Consider the following 17,750-nt stretch of genomic DNA (forward strand, 5'->3'; position numbering starts at 1 on the left):
AAAGGAGGGCTCATGACGGATCAGACGAGCCCGTTCGGCTCGCTTCGCGGGCAGCTCCTCGATGCCGCCGCGGTCTTCGCCGACAGTCCCGTCGCCGTCTCCGACATCCTGGCGGGGCTGGTGGACGACGTCGATCGGGCGCTGCGCGAGAAGCTGGAGATCTTCCCCGTCTGCCACCATTCGCCGGCCTCGGCGCTGGCGATGGTGCGCAGGCTGCGGGAGAAGCAGCCGAAGGTCATCTACCTGGAGCTCTGCGAGGACCTGCGGCCGCTGCTGACCGAGCTGCGCAACTGCAAGCTGCCGGTCGCGGTGCAGGCGTTCGCGACCGACATCGACGGCTTCCCGAAGACGTGGGCGCCGCTCAGCGTGGTGGCGCCGATCACGGAGGCGTCGGCCGAGTACCAGGCCATCTCCTACGCGCTCGAAACGCCGGGCGTGGAGCTGGTGCTGGTCGACCGTTCGACCGACCACGTCTTCCAGTGGGCGCCCAAGGAGGAGGAGCCGGAAAAGTCCGGCAAGGAGGCGGAGGCGGGCCTGCACGGCGACGCGGTCGGCGTCGAGATCGGCGACCTGCGCCCGCGCTTCGCCGAACTGGAGGAGCACCTGCTCCACCACGGCAAGGTGCGCCACTGGTCCGAATGGTGGGACCAGTACGTCGAACAGCCGCTCTCCGGCGCGGACTACGACACCTACCGCCAGGTCATGGTGCTGATCGGCAGCCTGTTCCGCCGTCTCAACCGCGACGGGGGCCGCCTGGCCGTCGACGAGGACCGCGAGCGCTACATGTGGACCAGGATCCGCGAGCACCTGTCCACCTCGGAGGCCGACCCGGCCGACTGCCTGTACGTGTGCGGCGCCTTCCACGCCGCCAGCCGCGTCGAACAGTTCGGCCTGGACTCCACGGCCGACTTCGAGATCAGCCCGCGCACGCAGACCAAGTGGCTCTACGGTCTCATCCCGTCCAGCCACTCGGCCATCGAGGCCCAGTTCGGGCTGGCGCCCGGCTCGGTGTCGATCGCGGCGGCGTCGTGGGCCAAGTCGCTGACCCGCACCAAGCTGACCCCGTTCCAGCTCGCCGGGCAGAAGGGCGCCCGCAAGCGGGCTGCCAAACTGCCCGCGCCCAAGCCTGTGGGCGTTCCGGCCGACAAGCTGAGCGCGTTCCTGTCCCAGCCGCCCGCCCTCGACGAGCTGGACCAGGCCGAGCTGCTCGGCTGGAGCGTCGACATCGTCCGGCTGGCCCGCCGCAACGGCTACCTGGCCAGCACCGCGGACGCCATCGCGGTCTTCGAGACCTCGATCCTGCTCGCCGGGATCCGCAACAGGGCCAGGCCCACGCCGTACGACTTCCAGGATGCGGCCATCACCTGCATCGAGAAGGACGTCGTGCCGGGCCGCCGCGACGTGCGGCGCCTGTGCGAGATCCTGCTCGGCGGCGACCGCGTCGGCGAGGTCGGCTACGACGCCCTGCCGCCGCTGGCCAAGGACGTCTACGACCGGCTCAAGCCGCTCGGGCTGGACCTGGACAAGCGCACGATCCAGCGGGCGCTGCTCGACCTCAACGCCAACCCCGAGCTGGTGCCCTGCTCCGACCTGCTGTGGATGCTGCGCTACCTGCTGCCGAGCGACGCGGTCCGGCCCATCATGGGCGAGCGCGGGCTGGGCGAACGGTCGATCCAGGAAAGCTGGGACCTGTCGTTCGGCAAGCACCAGCGCTCGATCATCGAGCTCGGCTACGAGGGCATCAGCATCGAGCAGGTCCTGGAGCAGCGGCTGCGCCGCTCGGTCTGGGACCCCAAGGCGACGGCGTCCACCGCGCTGGCGGCGGTCGAGGACGCCGTGCTGTTCCTGGGCAGCCGGCGCTTCGCCGACGAGCTCGGGGCGCGGGCCGTCGAACTGCTCGCGGCCGAACGGAGCGTGGACGACGCGCCGGAGGTGCTGCGCAGGATCCGGCGGCTGATGGCCTACTACCGGGCCAACGAGCCGGAGCTGCCCGCCTGGTGCGAGGAGTTCGCGACCTCCGGTTACGCCCACTACTGCACGCTGCTGCCGACGGCCTTCGTGGACGACGACACCGGCGTGCGGCAGGTGGCGGCCATGCTGGGGTTCCTGTTCTCGATGGAGAGCGTGGCCCTGGCGCTGGGCTGCGACCGGGCCCAGCTGGAGCTGGCGGTGCTGCAGTCGCATCCGGAGTCGCCGGCCAAGGTGGCGCTGCTGTGGGCCGCGCGGCACCAGCTCGGGCTGCTGCCGATGGCCGAGCTGCGTTCGCGCTGCGACGAGCTGCTGGGCAACCCGCTGGTCATCCCGTCCTACCCGCAGTACATCACCGGGTTCGTGCAGGCCATGGAGCCGGTGCCCAAACTGTCCGGGTTCGTGGTGGAGGTGATCTCGAAGGCGTTCGGGCGGCTGCCCGACAACGTGCTGCTGCCGTGGCTGCCCAAGCTGATCACCACGCTGCGGGATCAGGCGGGGGAGCTGGTGCCGCTGCTCGTCCGCGAGGCGGGGCGGACCTTCCCCGGCACGCTCGCGGCCGTGGACTCCTGGACGCCGCCGTGGACGGCCCGGCCCGCGACCGCTGCGGCCGCCGCCGCTCCGGTGGCGTCGGAGCCGGTGGCCGAACTGCTCAGGGCGAATCCGGCCGCCTGCGACGCGGTGGCCGGGCTGCTCGGATGCGAAGGAGGCTGGCAGGAGCTCTCGGCCGGCGGGGCCGGTCACCGTGAGGTGAGCGCGCTGCTGGCGGAGCACCCTGAGCCCGCGCTGGCGCTGGCGGGGCTCCTGACCTGAGCTGGGCTCGCGCATCCGGTGACCCGGACGCGCGGGGCCGCCCGACGCGGGGCGGCTCGGGCGGAGGCGGCCCGCTCGCGCAGGGGCGGGCCGCCACACCGGTGGTCAGACTGCACGGCTCGCGCCGGCGGCGGGCTGGCGCGGCCGTCGCCGTCGCGGCCGCGACGGCCGCGATCCACCGGGCCGGGGTCGTGCACCGCGATCTCAAACCGGGCAACGTCATCCTCGGCGGCGAGGAGCCAGTGGTCATCGACTTCGGGATCTCGCGGGCGTTCGACCACACCGTCACGCAGTCGGGTGCGTTCGGGACACCCGGGTACATGGCGCCTGAGCAGGTCAGCGGGGAGCAGGAGGCCGGGCCGGCCGATCGCGCTCAGCGGCAGCCGCGACCAGACGGCCCGCATCTGGAGCCTCGGCGGCTGAACCCGGCCGGGCGTCCGCGGCCCGGCAGGCCGCGCAGGCCGGTCCGGTGGGCCTGCGCGGCGTCCCTGCTGCCGGTGCCGCGTCCTTTCTGATCGGCGTTCATGCGCGATCACCGCTCACACCCGGAGATACGGCGGGAACGCGAGCGGGGTTCAGGGAAAATTCGTCGCCACTCAACCATCCGGCCGACTGAAGTGTCCTTGGAGACCGGCGTCAAGACCGGGGAGCCGGCGGGCGGGCCGGCAGTGGCGTTCTCCTACCCGCACCTCTTCGCCGCCGACAGGGCGAACGACAAGGTGCTGCGGATCATCGACGTCGAGACGGGCAGGGTGACGGCCGAGCATCCGCTCCCTGAGGGGGTTCGCGTGCAGCGCATGCAGGACCCGGACCAGAAGTGGTACGCGGCGGCGTCCGGGAAGTGGTTCGCCTGGGTGGCCGGCGACACGCTGCGGTGGACGCCGCGCGACTCCTGGGGGTCGGTGTCCGTGCTGCCCGGGGTTCCGAAGCCGGACAAGGGCGTCTCCCCCTGGATGACGGCGGGCAACCGGCTCATCACCTACAACGCCGGGGCCATTTCGTTCCTGCTCGATCCGGTCACCGGCCGGCGTTACAAGTGCCCGGACGTCGTGCTGGCGGCAGGCGACTGGCTGCTGTGGAAGAACGGCGACGGCTACCGCCTGGCCAACCTCCGTTGAGGTCTCGATGCCTTACCGCGCGCCGCTGTAGACCAGGCGCGGTGGGTGGGCGTTGAACAGCTCGCTGACGGTGACGAAGGTGTAGCCGCGCTTCGACAGGTCCTTCAGCACGCGGGGGATGGCTCGGACCGTCGTGGGGTGGATGTCATGGAAAAGGATGACGCTGCCGGGGCGGACCGACTTGCGGGCGGACCTGGCGACCCTGGCGCTGTTGCGGCGCAGCCAGTCGAGGGTGTCGACGCTCCACAGCACCAGGGGACGCCGGGTCTGTTTGCGTACGGATTTGTTGAGCGCCCCGTACGGCGGTCTGACGAGGGTCGGCACGGTTCCCGTGACCGATTTGATCGCCCGGTCGGTGCGGGTCAGCTGGGAGCGGACACGGGCCGGTGACAGTCTGGTGAGGTCGGGGTGCGACCAGGTGTGATTGCCGATCTCGTGTCCGGCCTCGGCGGTTCTGCGCAGGACGCCCCGGTGGGCGACGACGTTCTGGCCGATGACGAAGAACGTCGCCCGCGCATGGTGGGCCGCCAGAGTGCGCAGCAGTTTGTCCGTGTAGGGACCGGGGCCGTCATCGAACGTGAGCGCCACGCACTTGGCACGACGGCAGTTCACCTGATTGCTGGGGGTTTGGGGGAGGGGACTCTCGGCCGGGTTGATATGGGCAGGTCCCGTGGTCGGAGGGGCGGTGCTCGCCGTCGGACTCGCCGTCGGACTCGTCGTGGGGCTCGGAGTGGGGCTTGCCGTCGGGGCCGGTGTGAGGCCGGCCCCGCAGATCCCGGTGATCAGGACGGTCGTGGCGATCATCCTCGCCGTTCCCCGTAACACGCCCATCTCCCCCTATTCCCCCTCACACACCACCCCCGGCGCGCCTTTTCTGAGCGACTGCTGGGGTCCGATCCACTGATTCGACGGCGGTTCCGCCCATCTGGTTCGCGAGAGATGATGCGAAATATGCGGATCAGGTGTGGCCGACCTCGCGCAGCCCCGCCAGGGCGGCCTCGGCGAAGGCGGTGGTGACCTCGCCGGTCAGGCGAATCGTTCGATGGTGACGGGGATCAGGCCCTGGTCGCGGATCGCCTGCCGGTGGTGGTGGAGCAGTGCGCCGAGCGCGGTGCCGGGGCCGGTGCCGAGGCGTACGGTGACGTCCACGCACCAGGCGATGCCCGCCCCGATCCGGCGCAGCTCCCACGCGAAGCCGTGGCCGCCGACGCTGCCCGTCGCCGTGCCGACCACCCTCGGGTTGTCGGTCGGTTCGAGCCGCAGCGCCTCGCGCGCGCCCATCAGCCCCTCGTCGCCGAGGTCGCCGGCGAACAGGATGCGGTAGCGGCGGGTGCCGGATGACGTGCCCAGGTCGAGCGGGGCGGCGGCGGGCAGCGGCACGCGGTCGTCGAAGTGGCCGCGCAGGTCTGGTTCCTCCGGCAGGTCGCCCCCGCCGAGCAGCGTGTACGCCTCGCTCGCCGCGTTCCTGCCGACCGCCCGCGCCCGTCCGCGCAGCCGAGGGTCGGAGCGGATCTCGCGGCTGAGCCCAGGAGCGGCGGCCCACGCGCCGGTCTCCGATCTCCATGCCGCGCTGTCGATCCAGGCCGCGGTGAAGTCGTCGCACAGGACGAACTCCTCGATCAGGATGTCCACCGGCGTCACGTCGCCGGCCGACGCGAAGATCAGGTAGTAGTCCACCCGGCCCATGATTACCGGGCCGGGCGGGGCGGGCAAGCGCACACGCGGCGGGTCGGACCGCCCGCATCCGGCGGTCGATGTGCTCCGCGCATGCCCGGTTGCATTCTTGGGCAGAACCCCTTTTGGCCCCCTGAGCACGGTTTACTGTGAAATTTGCCTGTTATTTCAGGCACGGGAGGCGTCAACGATGCGGAACGGCCGGACCAGCACGACACTTGTGGCAGCGTTGCTCCTGATCGCGGGATGCAGCACCGGCGGAGGCGGAGGCGGTGGCCCCGCGCCGGGCAAGCAGCACCAGCAGGGCACGATGGCCAAACTGACGATCACCCCGGTCAACGGCGCGAAGAGAGTCGCCCCGGACGCCGGGATCAGCGTGAAGGTCACCGACGGCAAGGTCACCCGGCTCACCGTCGCCGACGCCAAGGGCCAGCAGGTGCCCGGCGGCATGAGCGCGGACGGGACCTGGCGTCCCCAGTGGCCACTGCGGCCCTCGACGGCGTACACGGTCAGCGCCGAGGCGACCGGCGCGGACGGCAAACGGGTCACCGGGCAGACCAGGTTCACCACGCTCAAGCCGAAGCGGGTGCTGGAGAGCGGCATGTCGCCGCTGAACGGCGAGAAGGTCGGCGTCGGGATGCCCGTGCAGCTCCTGCTCTCCGAGCCGGTGAAGGCCGCGTCCGCCAGGGCCGCGGTCGAGCGGTCGCTGGTCGTGAACATGACCAAGCCGGTCGAGGGCGCCTGGAGCTGGGTGAGCGACCGGGAGGTGCAGTTCAGGCCGCGCGACTACTGGCCCGAGGGGGAGAAGGTCACGGTCGTCGCCCACCTGACGGGCCTGCACGCCGGGCAGGGACTGTGGGGCACCCAGGACCGCACCATGAGCTTCACCGTCGGCCCCGAGCACATCACCGAGATCAACGGCAAGAACCACGAGGCGGTCGTGCGCGAGCGCGGCAAGGTCGTCAAAACCATCCCGGTCAGCCTGGGCAAACCGGGCGACGACAGCTGGTCCGGCACCATGATCGCCCAGGAGAAGGCCAGGAACTTCCATATGGACTCGGCCACGATCGGGCGGCCCGGCCTGTACGACATCGTCACCAAGTGGAACGTCCGGATGACCTACAGCGGCACCTTCTTCCACTCCGCCCCCTGGTCGACCGGAGACCAGGGCAGCCGCAACGTCAGCCACGGCTGCGTGAACGCCAGCCCGGCCAACGCCCGCTGGTTCTACAAGTTCACCCAGCGCGGGGACATCATCAAGGTCACCGGAACGTCCAGGGATCTGGAGTTCGGCAACGGGCCGACGCCATGGGCGAAGACGTGGCAGGAATGGCTGGCCGGCAGCGCGCTCGGCAAATCGATCAACGGCTGAGTCGCTGGCCGCTCGTCCCGGGGACCACCAGGCCCGACTCGTAGGCGAAGACCACGAGTTGGGCCCGGTCGCGCACGCCGAGCTTGGTCATCGACCTGCTCACGTGGGTTTTGGCGGTGGCGGCGCTGATCACCAGGTGCTCGGCGATCTCCTCGTTGGACATGCCCCTGGCCACCAGGGACACGATCTCGCGCTCGCGTCCCGTCAGCCGGTCCATGCCGGGCGCGGGGGTGGGACGGGGCGGCGTGCTGACGTACTCCTCGATCAGGCGGCGCGTCACCGACGGCGACAGCAGCGCCTCGCCCCGGGCGGCCACCCGCACCGACTGCAGCAGGTCGCCCGGCTCGATGTCCTTGAGCAGGAACCCGCTGGCCCCGGCCCTGAGCGCGGCGAAGACGTACTCGTCGAGGGCGTAGTTGGTGAGGATCACCACGCGGACCCCGTCGAGCTCGGGGGTCGCGCCGATCCTGCGGGTGGCCTGGATGCCGTCCAGCAGCGGCATCCGCACGTCGAGCAGCGCCACGTCCGGCAGCAGCCGCTTGGCCAGCTCCACGGCCTGCGCGCCGTCGCCGGCCTCGCCGACCACGGCGATGTCGTCGGTGAGCTCCAGCAGCGCCCTGAAACCGGCGCGGATCAGCGGCTGGTCATCGGCCAGCAGCACCCGGATCACTTTTGCGCCCGTACGGGGAGTTCGGCGCGGACGGTGAAGCCGCCCTCCTTCGGGCCCGCGGCGAACGTGCCGCCGACGGCGACCGCGCGCTCGCGCATCCCGATCAACCCCATTCCAGGCCCGGCGGTGCCGGACTCGCCGTCGTTCTCGACCCGCAGCACGACCCCGCCGGGATCGTACTCGACGGTCATGGCGACCGTCGCCGCGCCCGCGTGACGCAGCACGTTGGTGAGCGCCTCCTGGGCGATGCGGTAGGCGGCCCTGTCGACCTCGGGCGGCAGCGCGTACGGCGTGCCCGACACGGTGTGCGTCACCCGCAGCCCCGCCCGCTCGGCCCTGGACACCAGGCTCGGCAGCCGCGACAGCCCGGCCTCGACGCCGTCGTCGATCGTGCGCAGCACGCCAAGCGTGGAACGCAGCTCGTTCATCGCCTCGTGCCCCGACTCCTTGACCGCCGCCAGCGCCTGCCTGGCCCGCTCCTGGTCGCGCTCCAGCAGTTCCATGGCCACCGCGACCTGGACGTTCACCACCGAGATGCTGTGGGTGAGCGAGTCGTGCAGTTCCTGCGCGATCCACAGCCGCTCCTCGCCCGCCCGGCGCAGCGCGGCCTCCTCCCGCGTGCGCTCGGCCTCCTCAGCGCGCTGTTCGACCGCCCGCAGGTACTCCCTGCGCTGCCGGATCACATCACCGATCACGACCATGGCCACCAGCCAGCCGCTCAGCAGCGTCATCACATTCCCGGGTGCCGGGTCCTCCTCGGCCAGCGCCATGAGCCCGTACATCGCCACGGCCAGCGCCGCCGCCAGCCAGATCGAGGCCCGGCGGCGGCCGAGCGAGGCCAGCGTGTAGATCGAGGCCAGCGCCGGTGCCGCGGTGAACACGCCCGGGTAGTGGACCGCGTAGTAGACGAGGCCGCCGGCCGCCGCGACCGTCCCGGCGGCCAGCGGGGCCGTGCGCCGGAAGGCGAGCGTCAACGAGATGACCACGATCAGCGCCATCCCCGCAGGGTCGAGCGGTCGTTCGCCTGGGCCGGTCCACGACAGGTTCGCGTACGTGCCCGCCGTGATCGCGATCAGCGCGCCCGCCGCGGTGAGCGCGTCCGTCCTGCGGGTGTCCATCCCCACAAGGTAGGCGAAACCCTGCTGATGGCACGTCACCCCCTGGTCGTACGTTTCCCGCCGCGACCGCCCCGCGTACCCCCTCGGGAGTACGGCCGGGAGCCGTCCGACGGGGGACGTGGCCGGGGGCGTCCGCCGGGAGCATGAGCGGCATGACCTCATCGATCTCCGCGCCGCCCGGCTGGGTCGTCTGGTCGCTGCGCACGCTGGCGACCGCGCACCTGGCCGGGGTCCTCGGCCAGGCCGCGCTGGCCGGGCTGTTCGTCACCGGCGATGTGGACCTGCTGGCCTGGCACAGGGACAACGCCGGGTTCACCCACACTCTGCTGTACCTGCAGCTCGTGGCCGCGACCCTGCTGTGGCGCCCTGGACGGGGGCCGGGGTGGCCCGCACTGGCGAGCCTGGGGCTCGTGGTGCTGGAGACGGTGCAGGTCATGGCAGGTCAGGACCGCCTGCTCGGGCTGCACTTCCCGATCGGGATGGCGATCTTCGGCCTGTCGGCCGTCTTCACGCTCTGGACCTGGCGTGCCCTCCAGCGGGGCACGGCATGAGCGGCGGCGGTCGGATGCGGCGGCGGGCGTTTCTCGGGGTGCTCGGCGGCGTGGGCGCCGGCGTCGCGGGGCTCGCCGTGGCCGGGCGCGCCGAACACTCGGGCCAGCTCCTGGCCAGCGAGTTGCCGCTGCCGAAGCCGTTCACCGTGCCGCTGCCCGTCCCCGCCGTCGCCCGCCCGGTGAGCCCCGGACGGTACGAGGTGACGCAGCGGCCCGCCAGGGTCGAGATCGTCCCCGGCACGACGACCGAGGTCTGGGGGTACGGCGGGACCTTCCCCGGCCCCACGTTCGAGCTGCGGCGCGGCAGCCCGGCCACGATCACCGTCCGCAACGAGCTGCCCGTGCCCACCTCCACCCACCTGCACGGCGGCGTCACCCCACCCGACTCCGACGGCTACCCCACCGACCTGGTCGTGCCCGCCGGCTACACGGGCCACGACCACGCTCACGGCGGGACGCACCACCCGGTCGTCAAGGACTACCGCTACCCGGTGGAGCAGCGGGCCGCCACGCTCTGGTACCACGACCACCGGATGGACTTCACCGCGCCGCAGGTGTGGCGGGGGCTGGCGGGGTTCGCGCTGGTGCGGGACGAGGAGGAGGACGCGCTGCCGCTGCCCGGGGGCGAGCGGGAGCTGCCGCTGATGATCTGCGACAGGGCGTTCGGGGCGGACGGCTCGTTCCGGTATCCGGCCGCGCACGACCCCGACTACATGGAGGGCGTCGAAGGCGACGTGATCCTGGTCAACGGCGCGCCTTGGCCGGTCGCCGAGGTGAGCGCCACCCGCCACCGGCTGCGCCTGCTGAACGCCTCCAACGCCCGCAGGTACCGGCTGCGGCTCGCGCCCGGCGGCCGGTTCACGCAGATCGGCGGCGACGCCGGCCTCCTGGCGGCGCCCGTCGTCCACGACGAGATCACGATCGCGCCGGGCGAACGATTCGACGTCGTCGTCGACTTCTCCGCCTACCCCATCGGCAGCGCGGTCACGCTGGTCAACGCCCTGGCCGAGGGGTCGGCGGGGAACGTGATGCGGTTCGTCGTCGCCCGCGGGGCGCCCGACGACAGCGCCGTGCCGTCCGCGCTGTCCCGTCCGCCGTCGCGGCCGTCGCCCGTGGCCACCCGCAGGTTCGACTTCCGCAGGTCGGAGACGGCCTGGACGATCAACGGCCGCCCGTACAGTCCCGGGGTCCCGCTGGCCCGGCCGCGCCTGGGCACCGCCGAGGTCTGGCGCTTCAGCAGTGACTTCCACCATCCCGTGCACGTGCACCTGGCCCACTTCCTGGTGCTGGCGCGGGGCGGCCGGGCGCCGTCCGCCACCGACGCCGGGTGGAAGGACACGGTGGACGTGCGGCCGTACGAGGTCGTGGACGTGCTCGCCCGCTTCGACGGCTACCGAGGCCGCTACATGCTGCACTGCCACAACCTCGAACACGAGGACATGGCGATGATGGCCGACTTCGACGTGATCTGACGAGATCGTCGGAGGTGTGCCGACGTGGGACCCCTCGTGGGTCGGATGAGCAGGTAGGGGAAACTATTCATCGGATGACATATGCCGTCTTGTCTGATGGAGCTAGGAGCAGGCATGCAGATCGTACGGTTCACCAGCCCCCTGACCGGCGCGGACGCGGTCGGAATCGACGACGGTGAGCAGGTGGTGGAGCTGTCCGGGATCACCACCGTGGGCGAGCTGCTCCGGCTGCCCTCCGCCGAACTGCGCGAGCGCTGCGCGGCGGCCGACGGCCCCGGCCACCCGTCGGGGGCCGTGCGGCGGCTGGCGCCGGTGGACGGGCTGATGGAGGTGTGGGCGGCCGGCGTCACCTACCGGCGCTCGCGCGAGGCGCGGGTGATCGAGAGCGAACGGGCGGCCGACGTGTACGAGCTCGTCTACGACGCGGAACGGCCCGAACTGTTCTTCAAGTCCGTGGCGTGGAAGGTGACCGGGGACGGCGGGCGCATCTCCGTACGCGCCGACTCCGAGATCGACGTGCCCGAGCCGGAGCTCGGCCTGGTGCTGAACGCCCACGGGGAGATCGTCGGGTACACGGTCGTCGACGACGTCAGCTCGCGCACCATCGAGGGCGTCAACCCGCTGTATCTGCCGCAGGCCAAGATCTACCTGGGGGCCTGCGCCGTCGGGCCCGCGATCCGGCCCGCCTGGGAGGTCGCGGATCCGTACGCGCTGGACATCGCGCTCACCATCACCAGGGCGGGCGAAACCGTCTGGGACGGCAAAGCCTCCACCTCCGGGCTGCACCGGCGACTGGACGAGCTGGCCGGATACCTGTTCAGGGCCGACGTGTTCCCTGATGGGGCGATCCTGGCCACCGGCACCAGCCTGGTCCCCGACCTGCCGTTCACGCTGCGGGACGGGGACACGGTGACGATCACCATCGCCGAGGTCGGCACGCTGACGACCACCGTCGTCATGGGTTTGGAGGCGATGCGCTCATAGCCGGCCCACCACACCTGTCCAGGTGAGCAACGAGACGGCGCGCGGCGGGCGCCGTCTCCGTTCTGGACGCCAAGCTCATGCCAACCCGCGCCGATAGCGTTGACAATCATGTCGTATCCGCCCCAAGGACCAGGCGACCCCGTCGCCCCGATGCACGGACCCTCGGGGCCTGGGCGGGAAGGGCCGGGTCAGTACGGCCCGCCGGGCCCGCCGGGGATGCCGCCTCGCGGGCCGTACCCGATGCCGCCACCTCGGCGGAAGAGGAGCGGCGCGCTCATCGTGGGAATCGTGGTGGTGCTGCTCGCCGGAGCCGTGGTGGTGGCCGGGTTCGTGCTGGGTGCGGGCACGGGCCCTGCGTCCACCTTCGGTGAGGCCGACGACGAGTCGCCCACGAGCGCGCCGCCGAGCGCGAAGGTGGACCTGACCGCGTTCAAGGGCGAGCACCTCTGCTCCGCCCTGGCGCCTGCGACGCTGGACAAGCTCGTCCCCGAGGCGGAGGAGAACCCGAAGGACACCAATTACGGCGACGAGAAGGTCGTGGAGTGCGAATGGAACTCGGGCAGCCAGGAGGAGCAGCGGCTTGAGCGCAACCGTACGCTCAGCGTGGAGCTGAACTCGTTCGCCGACTCGAAGTCCCCGGAGCGGAAGTTCGCCTATGAGCGGAAGCTCGCCGAGGACAGACCGAAGACGAACGACGCATTCGCCTACGACGAACTGAAGGACATCCCGGGTCTCGGTGAGGCCGCCTTCGGCTACACCTACAGCACCAGCGAAGGCGCGCTCAGCAACGGTGCGGACCTCACCGTTCGCATCCCCGGCGGTGTGGTGATCATCAAGTACTACGGCTTCGACCGGGCGCACGGCCTGGACGGCAAGCGCTCTGCCGTCTCCTCCGACACGATGATGGACGGCGCCAGGACAGCTGCGCGAAAGATCACCGCCGCGTTCGAGAATGACAAGAAGGCGGCCCAGTACGAGACGCCCACCACCGGTGACCAGATCCGGCAAAGGCCGATCAAGAATGTGCCCGACCTCGGCGACGGCGCCTTCTCCCAGGTCCGTGAGGTGAAGATGGGGTCGCAGCATTCGCGGACCGGCCAGGTGTGGTTCCTCACGGGCAACAGGATCGTCGAGGTCATCTACGAGGGTTCCCAGGTGCGGAACAAGCCCGGTACGGAGACCACCACGACGCCACTGGACGAGAACGTGGTGTCCGCCTACGCCAAGGTGATCGCCGCGAGTCTTCCCAAACGCATCGCCGGCGACTGAGACGAGGCTTCACACCCGTCCATGGGGCTCGGGGTGTCGATCGTGCCGGAGTCGGTGGCCCGCCTGCGCCGAGGGGACGTCGCCTTCCGGCCGCTGTCCCCGCCGACCCGCGTCGTCACCCTGGACCTGACCTGGCGCACCGGCGACGCCAACCCGGTCGTCCACAACTTCCGCGCCCTGTTCCCCGCTCCACCCGCCGCGGGCTGAGGTGTCAGTCGCGGTACGTTCTGACGTAGTCGAACGTGGCGACCGCGCCCGCCCGGTTCATCGAGAAGAGCCCGATCTTGAGCTTGTCCCTGGCCGGCAGGGTCCACACGCCGCCCCGGACCCAGCGCTCGCCGTCCCTGCTGGTCGCGGCCCGCACCTCCGTCTCGTCGTTGGCCGCGTCGTGGTGGTACGACAGCCGCAGCCACATGGTCCGCGCCGTCGGCCCGCCGAACATCGGCGCGGTGAACACGGCCGTCGGCGGCGTGGTCGTCGGCCGTTCGCCCTCCTTGGCGAACTCGCTCACCTTCAGCACGGCCCCGTCGCCCCTGGCCAGCGGGATCGCCGAGTGGGCCATCTTGAAGTAGCGGTCGTCGTTCTCGTACAGCAGGATTCCGGCCTGCTGGTTGCCCTGCGTGGGTGCGAAGTCCAGCTTGGCCTCGACCGTGTAGTCGCCGTCGGGCGCGTCCCTGAGCAGCACCGAGGCGGTGTTGGTGGCCTGGTGCAGTTCGGCGTTCTGGGTCGGCCAGGTGAGCGTGCCGCCCGCGACGCCCACCCCGGGCGCCGGGCCGCGCACCCACCGCCAGGCCGCGCCGATCGTGGTGCCGTCGAACTCCTCGCTGAAGTCCGGCAGCGGTTCGCCCGGCTCGGGCTCGGGCACCCGCTGGGTGACCGGCGTGTACAGCTTGGCGGCCCCGACGTTGTCGGCGTCGGCGGCGCCGCGCGCGACCGCGCCGACCGAGCCGGGCCTGGCCGCCGCCCGGGGCAGGTCGCGCCGCTGCTCGGCCACCGGGTCGCCGAGCTTGTCGCTCGTCACCTGCACGTTCAGCCGGGTGCCGCGCAGTTCGGCCACCACGGTGTGCCAGAGGCCGAAGTCGAACCCGGCGGGCAGCGCCGTCAACTGCCGGCCTCGGCTCGTGCCGCCGATCACCACGTCGGTGACCAGCGCGCGCCGCCCCTTGTCGAGCCAGGCCACCACGTGGTTGTTCCCGTTGAGGTGGGCGAAGGTCAGCCCGGCGGCCGTCCCGGCGCCGACGCGCAGGTCCGCCTGCGCCCGCACGTCGGCGGAGCGGGTCCTGGCGGTCGAGGTCAGGTAGGCGACGCCGGTGCCCGTGCGGCTCGCGTACCCGCCGGCGTCCCTGTCGTTCCTGATCGACCAGCCGGCGTCGGCACGCCAGCCGGCGAGCGAGCCGTCCTTGAACGTGCCTCCCGCCTCGAACGCGGTCACCGGCGCGGGCTGCGCGCCCTCCGACGGCCCCGCCCCGGCGCGGACCACCGGCCAGCCGTCGATCCAGTCCAGCCGGTCGATCAGCAGCGGGCGCTTGGTCAGGCCGGAAGGGCCGCCGGTGATCGGCGGGAAGTCCGGGTCGGCGGTGGAGATGGCGTGGTAGACGAGCCAGTCCTGGCCCGACAGGTCGGTCTGGAAGCCGCTGTGGCCCGGGCCCGCCCAGCGGTTGCCGTTGGCGCCGACGACGATGGCGCCCTTGCTGGTCAGCTCCATCAGGTCCACGCCCTCGTCGTCGACGAAGGGCCCGGCCGGGCTGGTCGAGCGGCCGACCTTGACCTGGTAGCCGCTGTAGGCGCCGCTGCAGCAGCCGGCGTCGGAGTAGAACAGGTAGTAGAAGCCGTCGCGCCGCACGACGTACCCGCCCTCCATTCGCCGTCCCCTGGCGACCTGGACGGCCGGGCCCTCGACGCGGGTGGCCTCCGCGTTCATCTTCGCCACGCACAGGGTGTCGTAGCTGCCCCAGTACAGGTAGTGGGTGCCGTCCACGTCGGTGAACTGGGCCTGGTCGATGTCGAACGTCGGGCACGACGCCGGATCGGCGAGCACCTTGCCCGCGTCCGTCCACGGCCCCGTCGGCGTCGGCGCGGTCGCCAGGCCGATGCCGCCGGAGGCCAGCGAGTAGTACAGGTGGTAGGCGCCGCCCACATACCTGATGTCGGGGGCCCACAGGCGGGCGCCGCCGTGCCAGGCGGGCTTGGTCTGCGGGGTGAAGACCTCGCCCGCGTACTCCCAGCTCACCAGGTCCTTCGAGCGCAGGATCGGCAGCATGCGCTCGACAGCAAGGCCGCGATCCCTAAAAGAACCTTCATCCGCTCGTGCCCTCTTTCTCGAAGGAGCTCAACGTGGGGTCGTAGTCGGAGGCGCCGATGTCGTACATCGGGGTCATCCAGTGGAAGAAGTTGTCGCCCCGCTCGCGCAGCAGGTCGTACAGCCGGCGCATGAGGCGGCGGCGGACCGGGGCCAGCTCCGGATGGGTGTAGCGGTTGCTCAGCTCGTGCGGGTCGGCGTGCAGGTCGTACAGCTCGTTGACCGACTCGGGGTTGACGACCAGCTTGTAGCGGTCGTCGCGGATCATCCGCTGCGGGTAGGGGAAGTGGTGGCCGTGGAACTCGGCGAGCAGCTCGCCGGGCCACTCGGGACGCTCGCCGCGGACGAGCGGGAGCAGGCTCCGGCTGTCCACGGCCGGGCCGGTGTCACAGCCGGCCAGGTCGAGGATCGTGGCCGTGCAGTCGGTGAGGGTGACGAACTCGTTGCGCACCTGCGGTTGCTCGCCAGGAACGCGGATGATGCCGGGGATGCGGTAGATGTCCTCGTACATGGCGGGGCCCTTGTCGTGCAGCCGGTGCGCGCCGGTGAACTCGCCGTGGTCGGCGGTGAAGAACACCGAGGTGCGCTCCGACAGGCCCAGCTCGTCGAGACGGTCGAGGATGCGGCCGATCTGCTCGTCGATCAGCGTGACGTAGCCCCAGTAGACCGCGATCAGCTTGCGGGTGACCTCGATCGGGATCGTGTCGAACGTCCAGTGGTCGCTGTAGTTGCGCTGCACCGGCGGCTTGCCCTCGAACGTCTCGGCGATCGACGGCGGCAGCTCGACCAGGTCCGGGTCGTACATGTCGAAGTACTCGTCCGGCACAAGGTAGGGCAGATGCGGCCCGAAGAAGTGCGTGGCCAGGAAGAACGGACGCCCGTCGGCCGCGTACCGCTCCATGTGCTCGATCGCCCTGGTCGCCAGGTAGTGCTCGAAGGTGGCCTCGACCGGCTGGTGCAGCCGCGCGGCCAGCAGGTTGCCCGGGTTGCCGTTCGGCGTGGTGCCCCTGACCAGGTCCGAGATCCGGTACGGCGGCAGCCCCCGCTCCTCCAGGTAGGCCAGGTAGTCGGGATGGTCGACCGGGTTGTGCCAGCCGGGCAGGTCGGGCCCGTCGAAGCCGTAGGAGGCGGCGTTGCGGCTGGTGCCGCCGTGCCACTTGCCGATCAGAGCGAGCTGGTAGTCGCGCTGCTTGAGCGCGCTGGGGAAGGTGAAGGCGTCCTCGCGCAGGTCCTCCAGGTAACCGACGTTCCGCTCGTAGTTGGCCAGCAGCCGGTGCCGGAACGGGGCCTGCCCCGTGAGCAGGCTCGCCCGCGCCGGCGTGCAGATGGCCGTCGGCGTGTAGAACCGGTCGAACCGCGTGCCGGTGGCGGCCAGCCTGTCCAGGTTGGGCGTGGCCACGTGCGGGTTGCCGTAGCAGCCCAGGGTGTCGACGCGGTGCTGGTCGGTCATGAGGAACAGCAGGTTCACTTGGTGAAGGCCTTCTCGTAGAGGTCGCCGGTGTAGTACGTGGCAGGGTCGGGCCGCGACGGGAGCTGGCCGGTGCTGACGAAGAAGTCGCCCAGGCTGTTGAGCCACTTGGCCACCGTGCCGTCCTTGGTCTTGGCGACCAGGTCGGCCGTGGTCATCGTCTGGACGTTCGCCGCGTCGGCCTTGACCTTGGCCGCGTCGAGCTTGAGCAGCGCGGCCGCCTCGGTGACGGCCTCGTCCGGGTGCGCGGCCCGCCAGTCGTTGGCCTCCTGCAGCACCTTGATCACCTTGTTGGCGAGCGCCTGGTCCGTCTTGGGGCCCGACACGAACGCCGTCGGGAAGGAACTGTCGGGGAACTCCTTGGTGCTGGCGAGCTCGACCATGCCCGGCACCTTCTGCTTGATCGTGTCGATCAGCGGGTACCAGATGCCGGCCCCGTCGATCTGGCCGGACGCGAACGCCGACACGACCGTGGCCGGGTCCATGGGCACCTTCTGGATGTCCTTGGCCGTCATCCCAGCCTTGCGCAGCGCCAGGTTGAGCACCATGTCACCGGACGTGCCCTCCGGCACGCCGACCTTCTTGCCCTTGAGGTCCTGGATGGAGGCGACGCCGGGGCGGCCGATGACGCGGTCGGCGTAGGCGAGGGTGTTGATCGCGACGACCTTGGCCTTGCCCGAGGCCGGCAGCCACATGGCGCCAGGGCCGATGTAGCCGAAGTCGAGGTCGCCCGCGCCGAGCGCCTGGATCTGCAGCGGGCCGTTGGTGAAGACCTTGATCTCCGGCGTGAGGCCCTGCTTGTCCCACAGGCCCTGCTTGGCCGCGATCGCCAGCAGGCTGGCGCCGTTGTAGTCGCTGATGTAGCCGAACCTGACCGTCGAGCCGTCGTCCGAGCAGGCCGTCACGGACAGTGCTATCAGGCTCACCGCCGAGGCGGCCGTCAGGGCGCGGCGAAGAGAACGCATGGCGGATCG

The 17,750-nt window shown here is 71.2% G+C and carries 17 protein-coding genes; 10 read left to right on the plus strand and 7 right to left on the minus strand.

From position 1 onward, the window contains the following. The first annotated feature begins 12 nt into the window (after positions 1-12). The 3 genes from ACFOY2_RS01610 to ACFOY2_RS01620 all read left to right on the plus strand — a co-directional run bounded on the left by ACFOY2_RS01610 (position 13) and on the right by ACFOY2_RS01620 (position 3,899). The gene (locus tag ACFOY2_RS01610) at positions 13-2,781 is read left to right on the plus strand and encodes a DUF5682 family protein (RefSeq protein ID WP_379526067.1); all 2,769 of its coding nucleotides are present in this window, start codon (positions 13-15) and stop codon (positions 2,779-2,781) included. A 101-nt stretch (positions 2,782-2,882) separates the two neighbouring features. After that, positions 2,883-3,296, plus strand: coding sequence for a protein kinase domain-containing protein (locus tag ACFOY2_RS01615; protein WP_379526068.1), 414 nt, complete (start codon positions 2,883-2,885; stop codon positions 3,294-3,296). A 102-nt stretch (positions 3,297-3,398) separates the two neighbouring features. After that, on the plus strand, positions 3,399-3,899 hold the full coding sequence (locus tag ACFOY2_RS01620) for a hypothetical protein (protein ID WP_379526069.1): 501 nt from the start codon (positions 3,399-3,401) through the stop codon (positions 3,897-3,899). A gap of 12 nt (positions 3,900-3,911) precedes the next feature. On the opposite strand, the gene ACFOY2_RS01625 is transcribed toward ACFOY2_RS01620, so the two are convergent. Then, entirely contained in the window at positions 3,912-4,487 is a 576-nt protein-coding gene (locus ACFOY2_RS01625; RefSeq protein ID WP_379526070.1) for a polysaccharide deacetylase family protein, read from the minus strand. A 97-nt stretch (positions 4,488-4,584) separates the two neighbouring features. Between ACFOY2_RS01625 and ACFOY2_RS01630 the strand changes: the two genes are divergently transcribed. Next, on the plus strand, positions 4,585-4,803 hold the full coding sequence (locus ACFOY2_RS01630; RefSeq protein ID WP_379526071.1) for a hypothetical protein: 219 nt from the start codon (positions 4,585-4,587) through the stop codon (positions 4,801-4,803). A 122-nt stretch (positions 4,804-4,925) separates the two neighbouring features. Here the strand turns inward: ACFOY2_RS01630 and ACFOY2_RS01635 are convergent, their stop codons facing one another. Then, entirely contained in the window at positions 4,926-5,576 is a 651-nt protein-coding gene (locus ACFOY2_RS01635; protein WP_379526072.1) for a hypothetical protein, read from the minus strand. 217 nt (positions 5,577-5,793) lie between these two features. Between ACFOY2_RS01635 and ACFOY2_RS01640 the strand changes: the two genes are divergently transcribed. Beyond that, positions 5,794-6,945 (plus strand): L,D-transpeptidase, encoded by a 1,152-nt coding sequence (locus tag ACFOY2_RS01640; RefSeq protein ID WP_379526073.1) that lies wholly within the window; start codon positions 5,794-5,796, stop codon positions 6,943-6,945. On the opposite strand, the gene ACFOY2_RS01645 is transcribed toward ACFOY2_RS01640, so the two are convergent. Both ACFOY2_RS01645 and ACFOY2_RS01650 read right to left on the minus strand, forming a co-directional pair. Beyond that, the gene (locus ACFOY2_RS01645; protein ID WP_379526074.1) at positions 6,935-7,615 is read right to left on the minus strand and encodes a response regulator; all 681 of its coding nucleotides are present in this window, start codon (positions 7,613-7,615) and stop codon (positions 6,935-6,937) included. The two genes, ACFOY2_RS01640 and ACFOY2_RS01645, sit on opposite strands and share 11 nt — an antisense overlap. Further along, entirely contained in the window at positions 7,612-8,733 is a 1,122-nt protein-coding gene (locus ACFOY2_RS01650) for a sensor histidine kinase (protein WP_379526075.1), read from the minus strand. The genes ACFOY2_RS01645 and ACFOY2_RS01650 overlap by 4 nt, the downstream gene beginning before the upstream one ends. A gap of 152 nt (positions 8,734-8,885) precedes the next feature. Between ACFOY2_RS01650 and ACFOY2_RS01655 the strand changes: the two genes are divergently transcribed. The 5 genes from ACFOY2_RS01655 (at position 8,886) to ACFOY2_RS01675 (ending at position 13,216) form a co-directional block, all read left to right on the plus strand. Beyond that, on the plus strand, positions 8,886-9,284 hold the full coding sequence (locus ACFOY2_RS01655) for a hypothetical protein (protein ID WP_379526076.1): 399 nt from the start codon (positions 8,886-8,888) through the stop codon (positions 9,282-9,284). After that, complete coding sequence (locus ACFOY2_RS01660; protein WP_379526077.1) at positions 9,281-10,756, plus strand: multicopper oxidase family protein; 1,476 nt, start codon at positions 9,281-9,283, stop codon at positions 10,754-10,756. Before ACFOY2_RS01655 ends, ACFOY2_RS01660 begins: the two co-directional genes overlap by 4 nt. Positions 10,757-10,870: 114 nt before the next feature. Next, positions 10,871-11,740: a fumarylacetoacetate hydrolase family protein gene (locus ACFOY2_RS01665; RefSeq protein WP_379526078.1), complete on the plus strand. Its 870-nt coding sequence runs from the start codon at positions 10,871-10,873 to the stop codon at positions 11,738-11,740. A 279-nt stretch (positions 11,741-12,019) separates the two neighbouring features. Continuing rightward, entirely contained in the window at positions 12,020-13,009 is a 990-nt protein-coding gene (locus ACFOY2_RS01670) for a hypothetical protein (RefSeq protein WP_379526079.1), read from the plus strand. A gap of 33 nt (positions 13,010-13,042) precedes the next feature. Then, positions 13,043-13,216 (plus strand): hypothetical protein, encoded by a 174-nt coding sequence (locus ACFOY2_RS01675; protein WP_379526080.1) that lies wholly within the window; start codon positions 13,043-13,045, stop codon positions 13,214-13,216. Positions 13,217-13,220: 4 nt separating this feature from the next. On the opposite strand, the gene ACFOY2_RS01680 is transcribed toward ACFOY2_RS01675, so the two are convergent. The 3 genes from ACFOY2_RS01680 to ACFOY2_RS01690 are packed head-to-tail and all read right to left on the minus strand — an operon-like array spanning position 13,221 to position 17,741. Beyond that, the gene (locus ACFOY2_RS01680) at positions 13,221-15,269 is read right to left on the minus strand and encodes a family 43 glycosylhydrolase (protein ID WP_379526081.1); all 2,049 of its coding nucleotides are present in this window, start codon (positions 15,267-15,269) and stop codon (positions 13,221-13,223) included. A 37-nt stretch (positions 15,270-15,306) separates the two neighbouring features. Then, a complete protein-coding gene (locus ACFOY2_RS01685; protein ID WP_379526082.1) occupies positions 15,307-16,776 on the minus strand; it encodes a sulfatase-like hydrolase/transferase in 1,470 nt (489 codons plus the stop codon). Next, entirely contained in the window at positions 16,773-17,741 is a 969-nt protein-coding gene (locus tag ACFOY2_RS01690) for an aliphatic sulfonate ABC transporter substrate-binding protein (RefSeq protein ID WP_379526083.1), read from the minus strand. The genes ACFOY2_RS01685 and ACFOY2_RS01690 overlap by 4 nt, the downstream gene beginning before the upstream one ends. Positions 17,742-17,750: the final 9 nt, after the last annotated feature.

Source organism: Nonomuraea purpurea, assembly GCF_042650645.1.
In the GTDB taxonomy this organism is placed as follows: Bacteria; Actinomycetota; Actinomycetes; order Streptosporangiales; family Streptosporangiaceae; genus Nonomuraea; species Nonomuraea purpurea.

Bases quoted from the DNA above. Each gene is read 5' to 3' on its own strand.
- ACFOY2_RS01610 (WP_379526067.1), top strand. From the start codon at position 13: ATGACGGATCAGACGAGCCCGTTCGGCTCGCTTCGCGGGCAGCTCCTC.
- ACFOY2_RS01650 (WP_379526075.1), bottom strand. From the start codon at position 8,733: ATGGACACCCGCAGGACGGACGCGCTCACCGCGGCGGGCGCGCTGATC.
- ACFOY2_RS01655 (WP_379526076.1), top strand. From the start codon at position 8,886: ATGACCTCATCGATCTCCGCGCCGCCCGGCTGGGTCGTCTGGTCGCTG.
- ACFOY2_RS01690 (WP_379526083.1), bottom strand. From the start codon at position 17,741: ATGCGTTCTCTTCGCCGCGCCCTGACGGCCGCCTCGGCGGTGAGCCTG.
- ACFOY2_RS01680 (WP_379526081.1), bottom strand. From the start codon at position 15,269: ATGCTGCCGATCCTGCGCTCGAAGGACCTGGTGAGCTGGGAGTACGCG.
- ACFOY2_RS01660 (WP_379526077.1), top strand. From the start codon at position 9,281: ATGAGCGGCGGCGGTCGGATGCGGCGGCGGGCGTTTCTCGGGGTGCTC.
- ACFOY2_RS01665 (WP_379526078.1), top strand. From the start codon at position 10,871: ATGCAGATCGTACGGTTCACCAGCCCCCTGACCGGCGCGGACGCGGTC.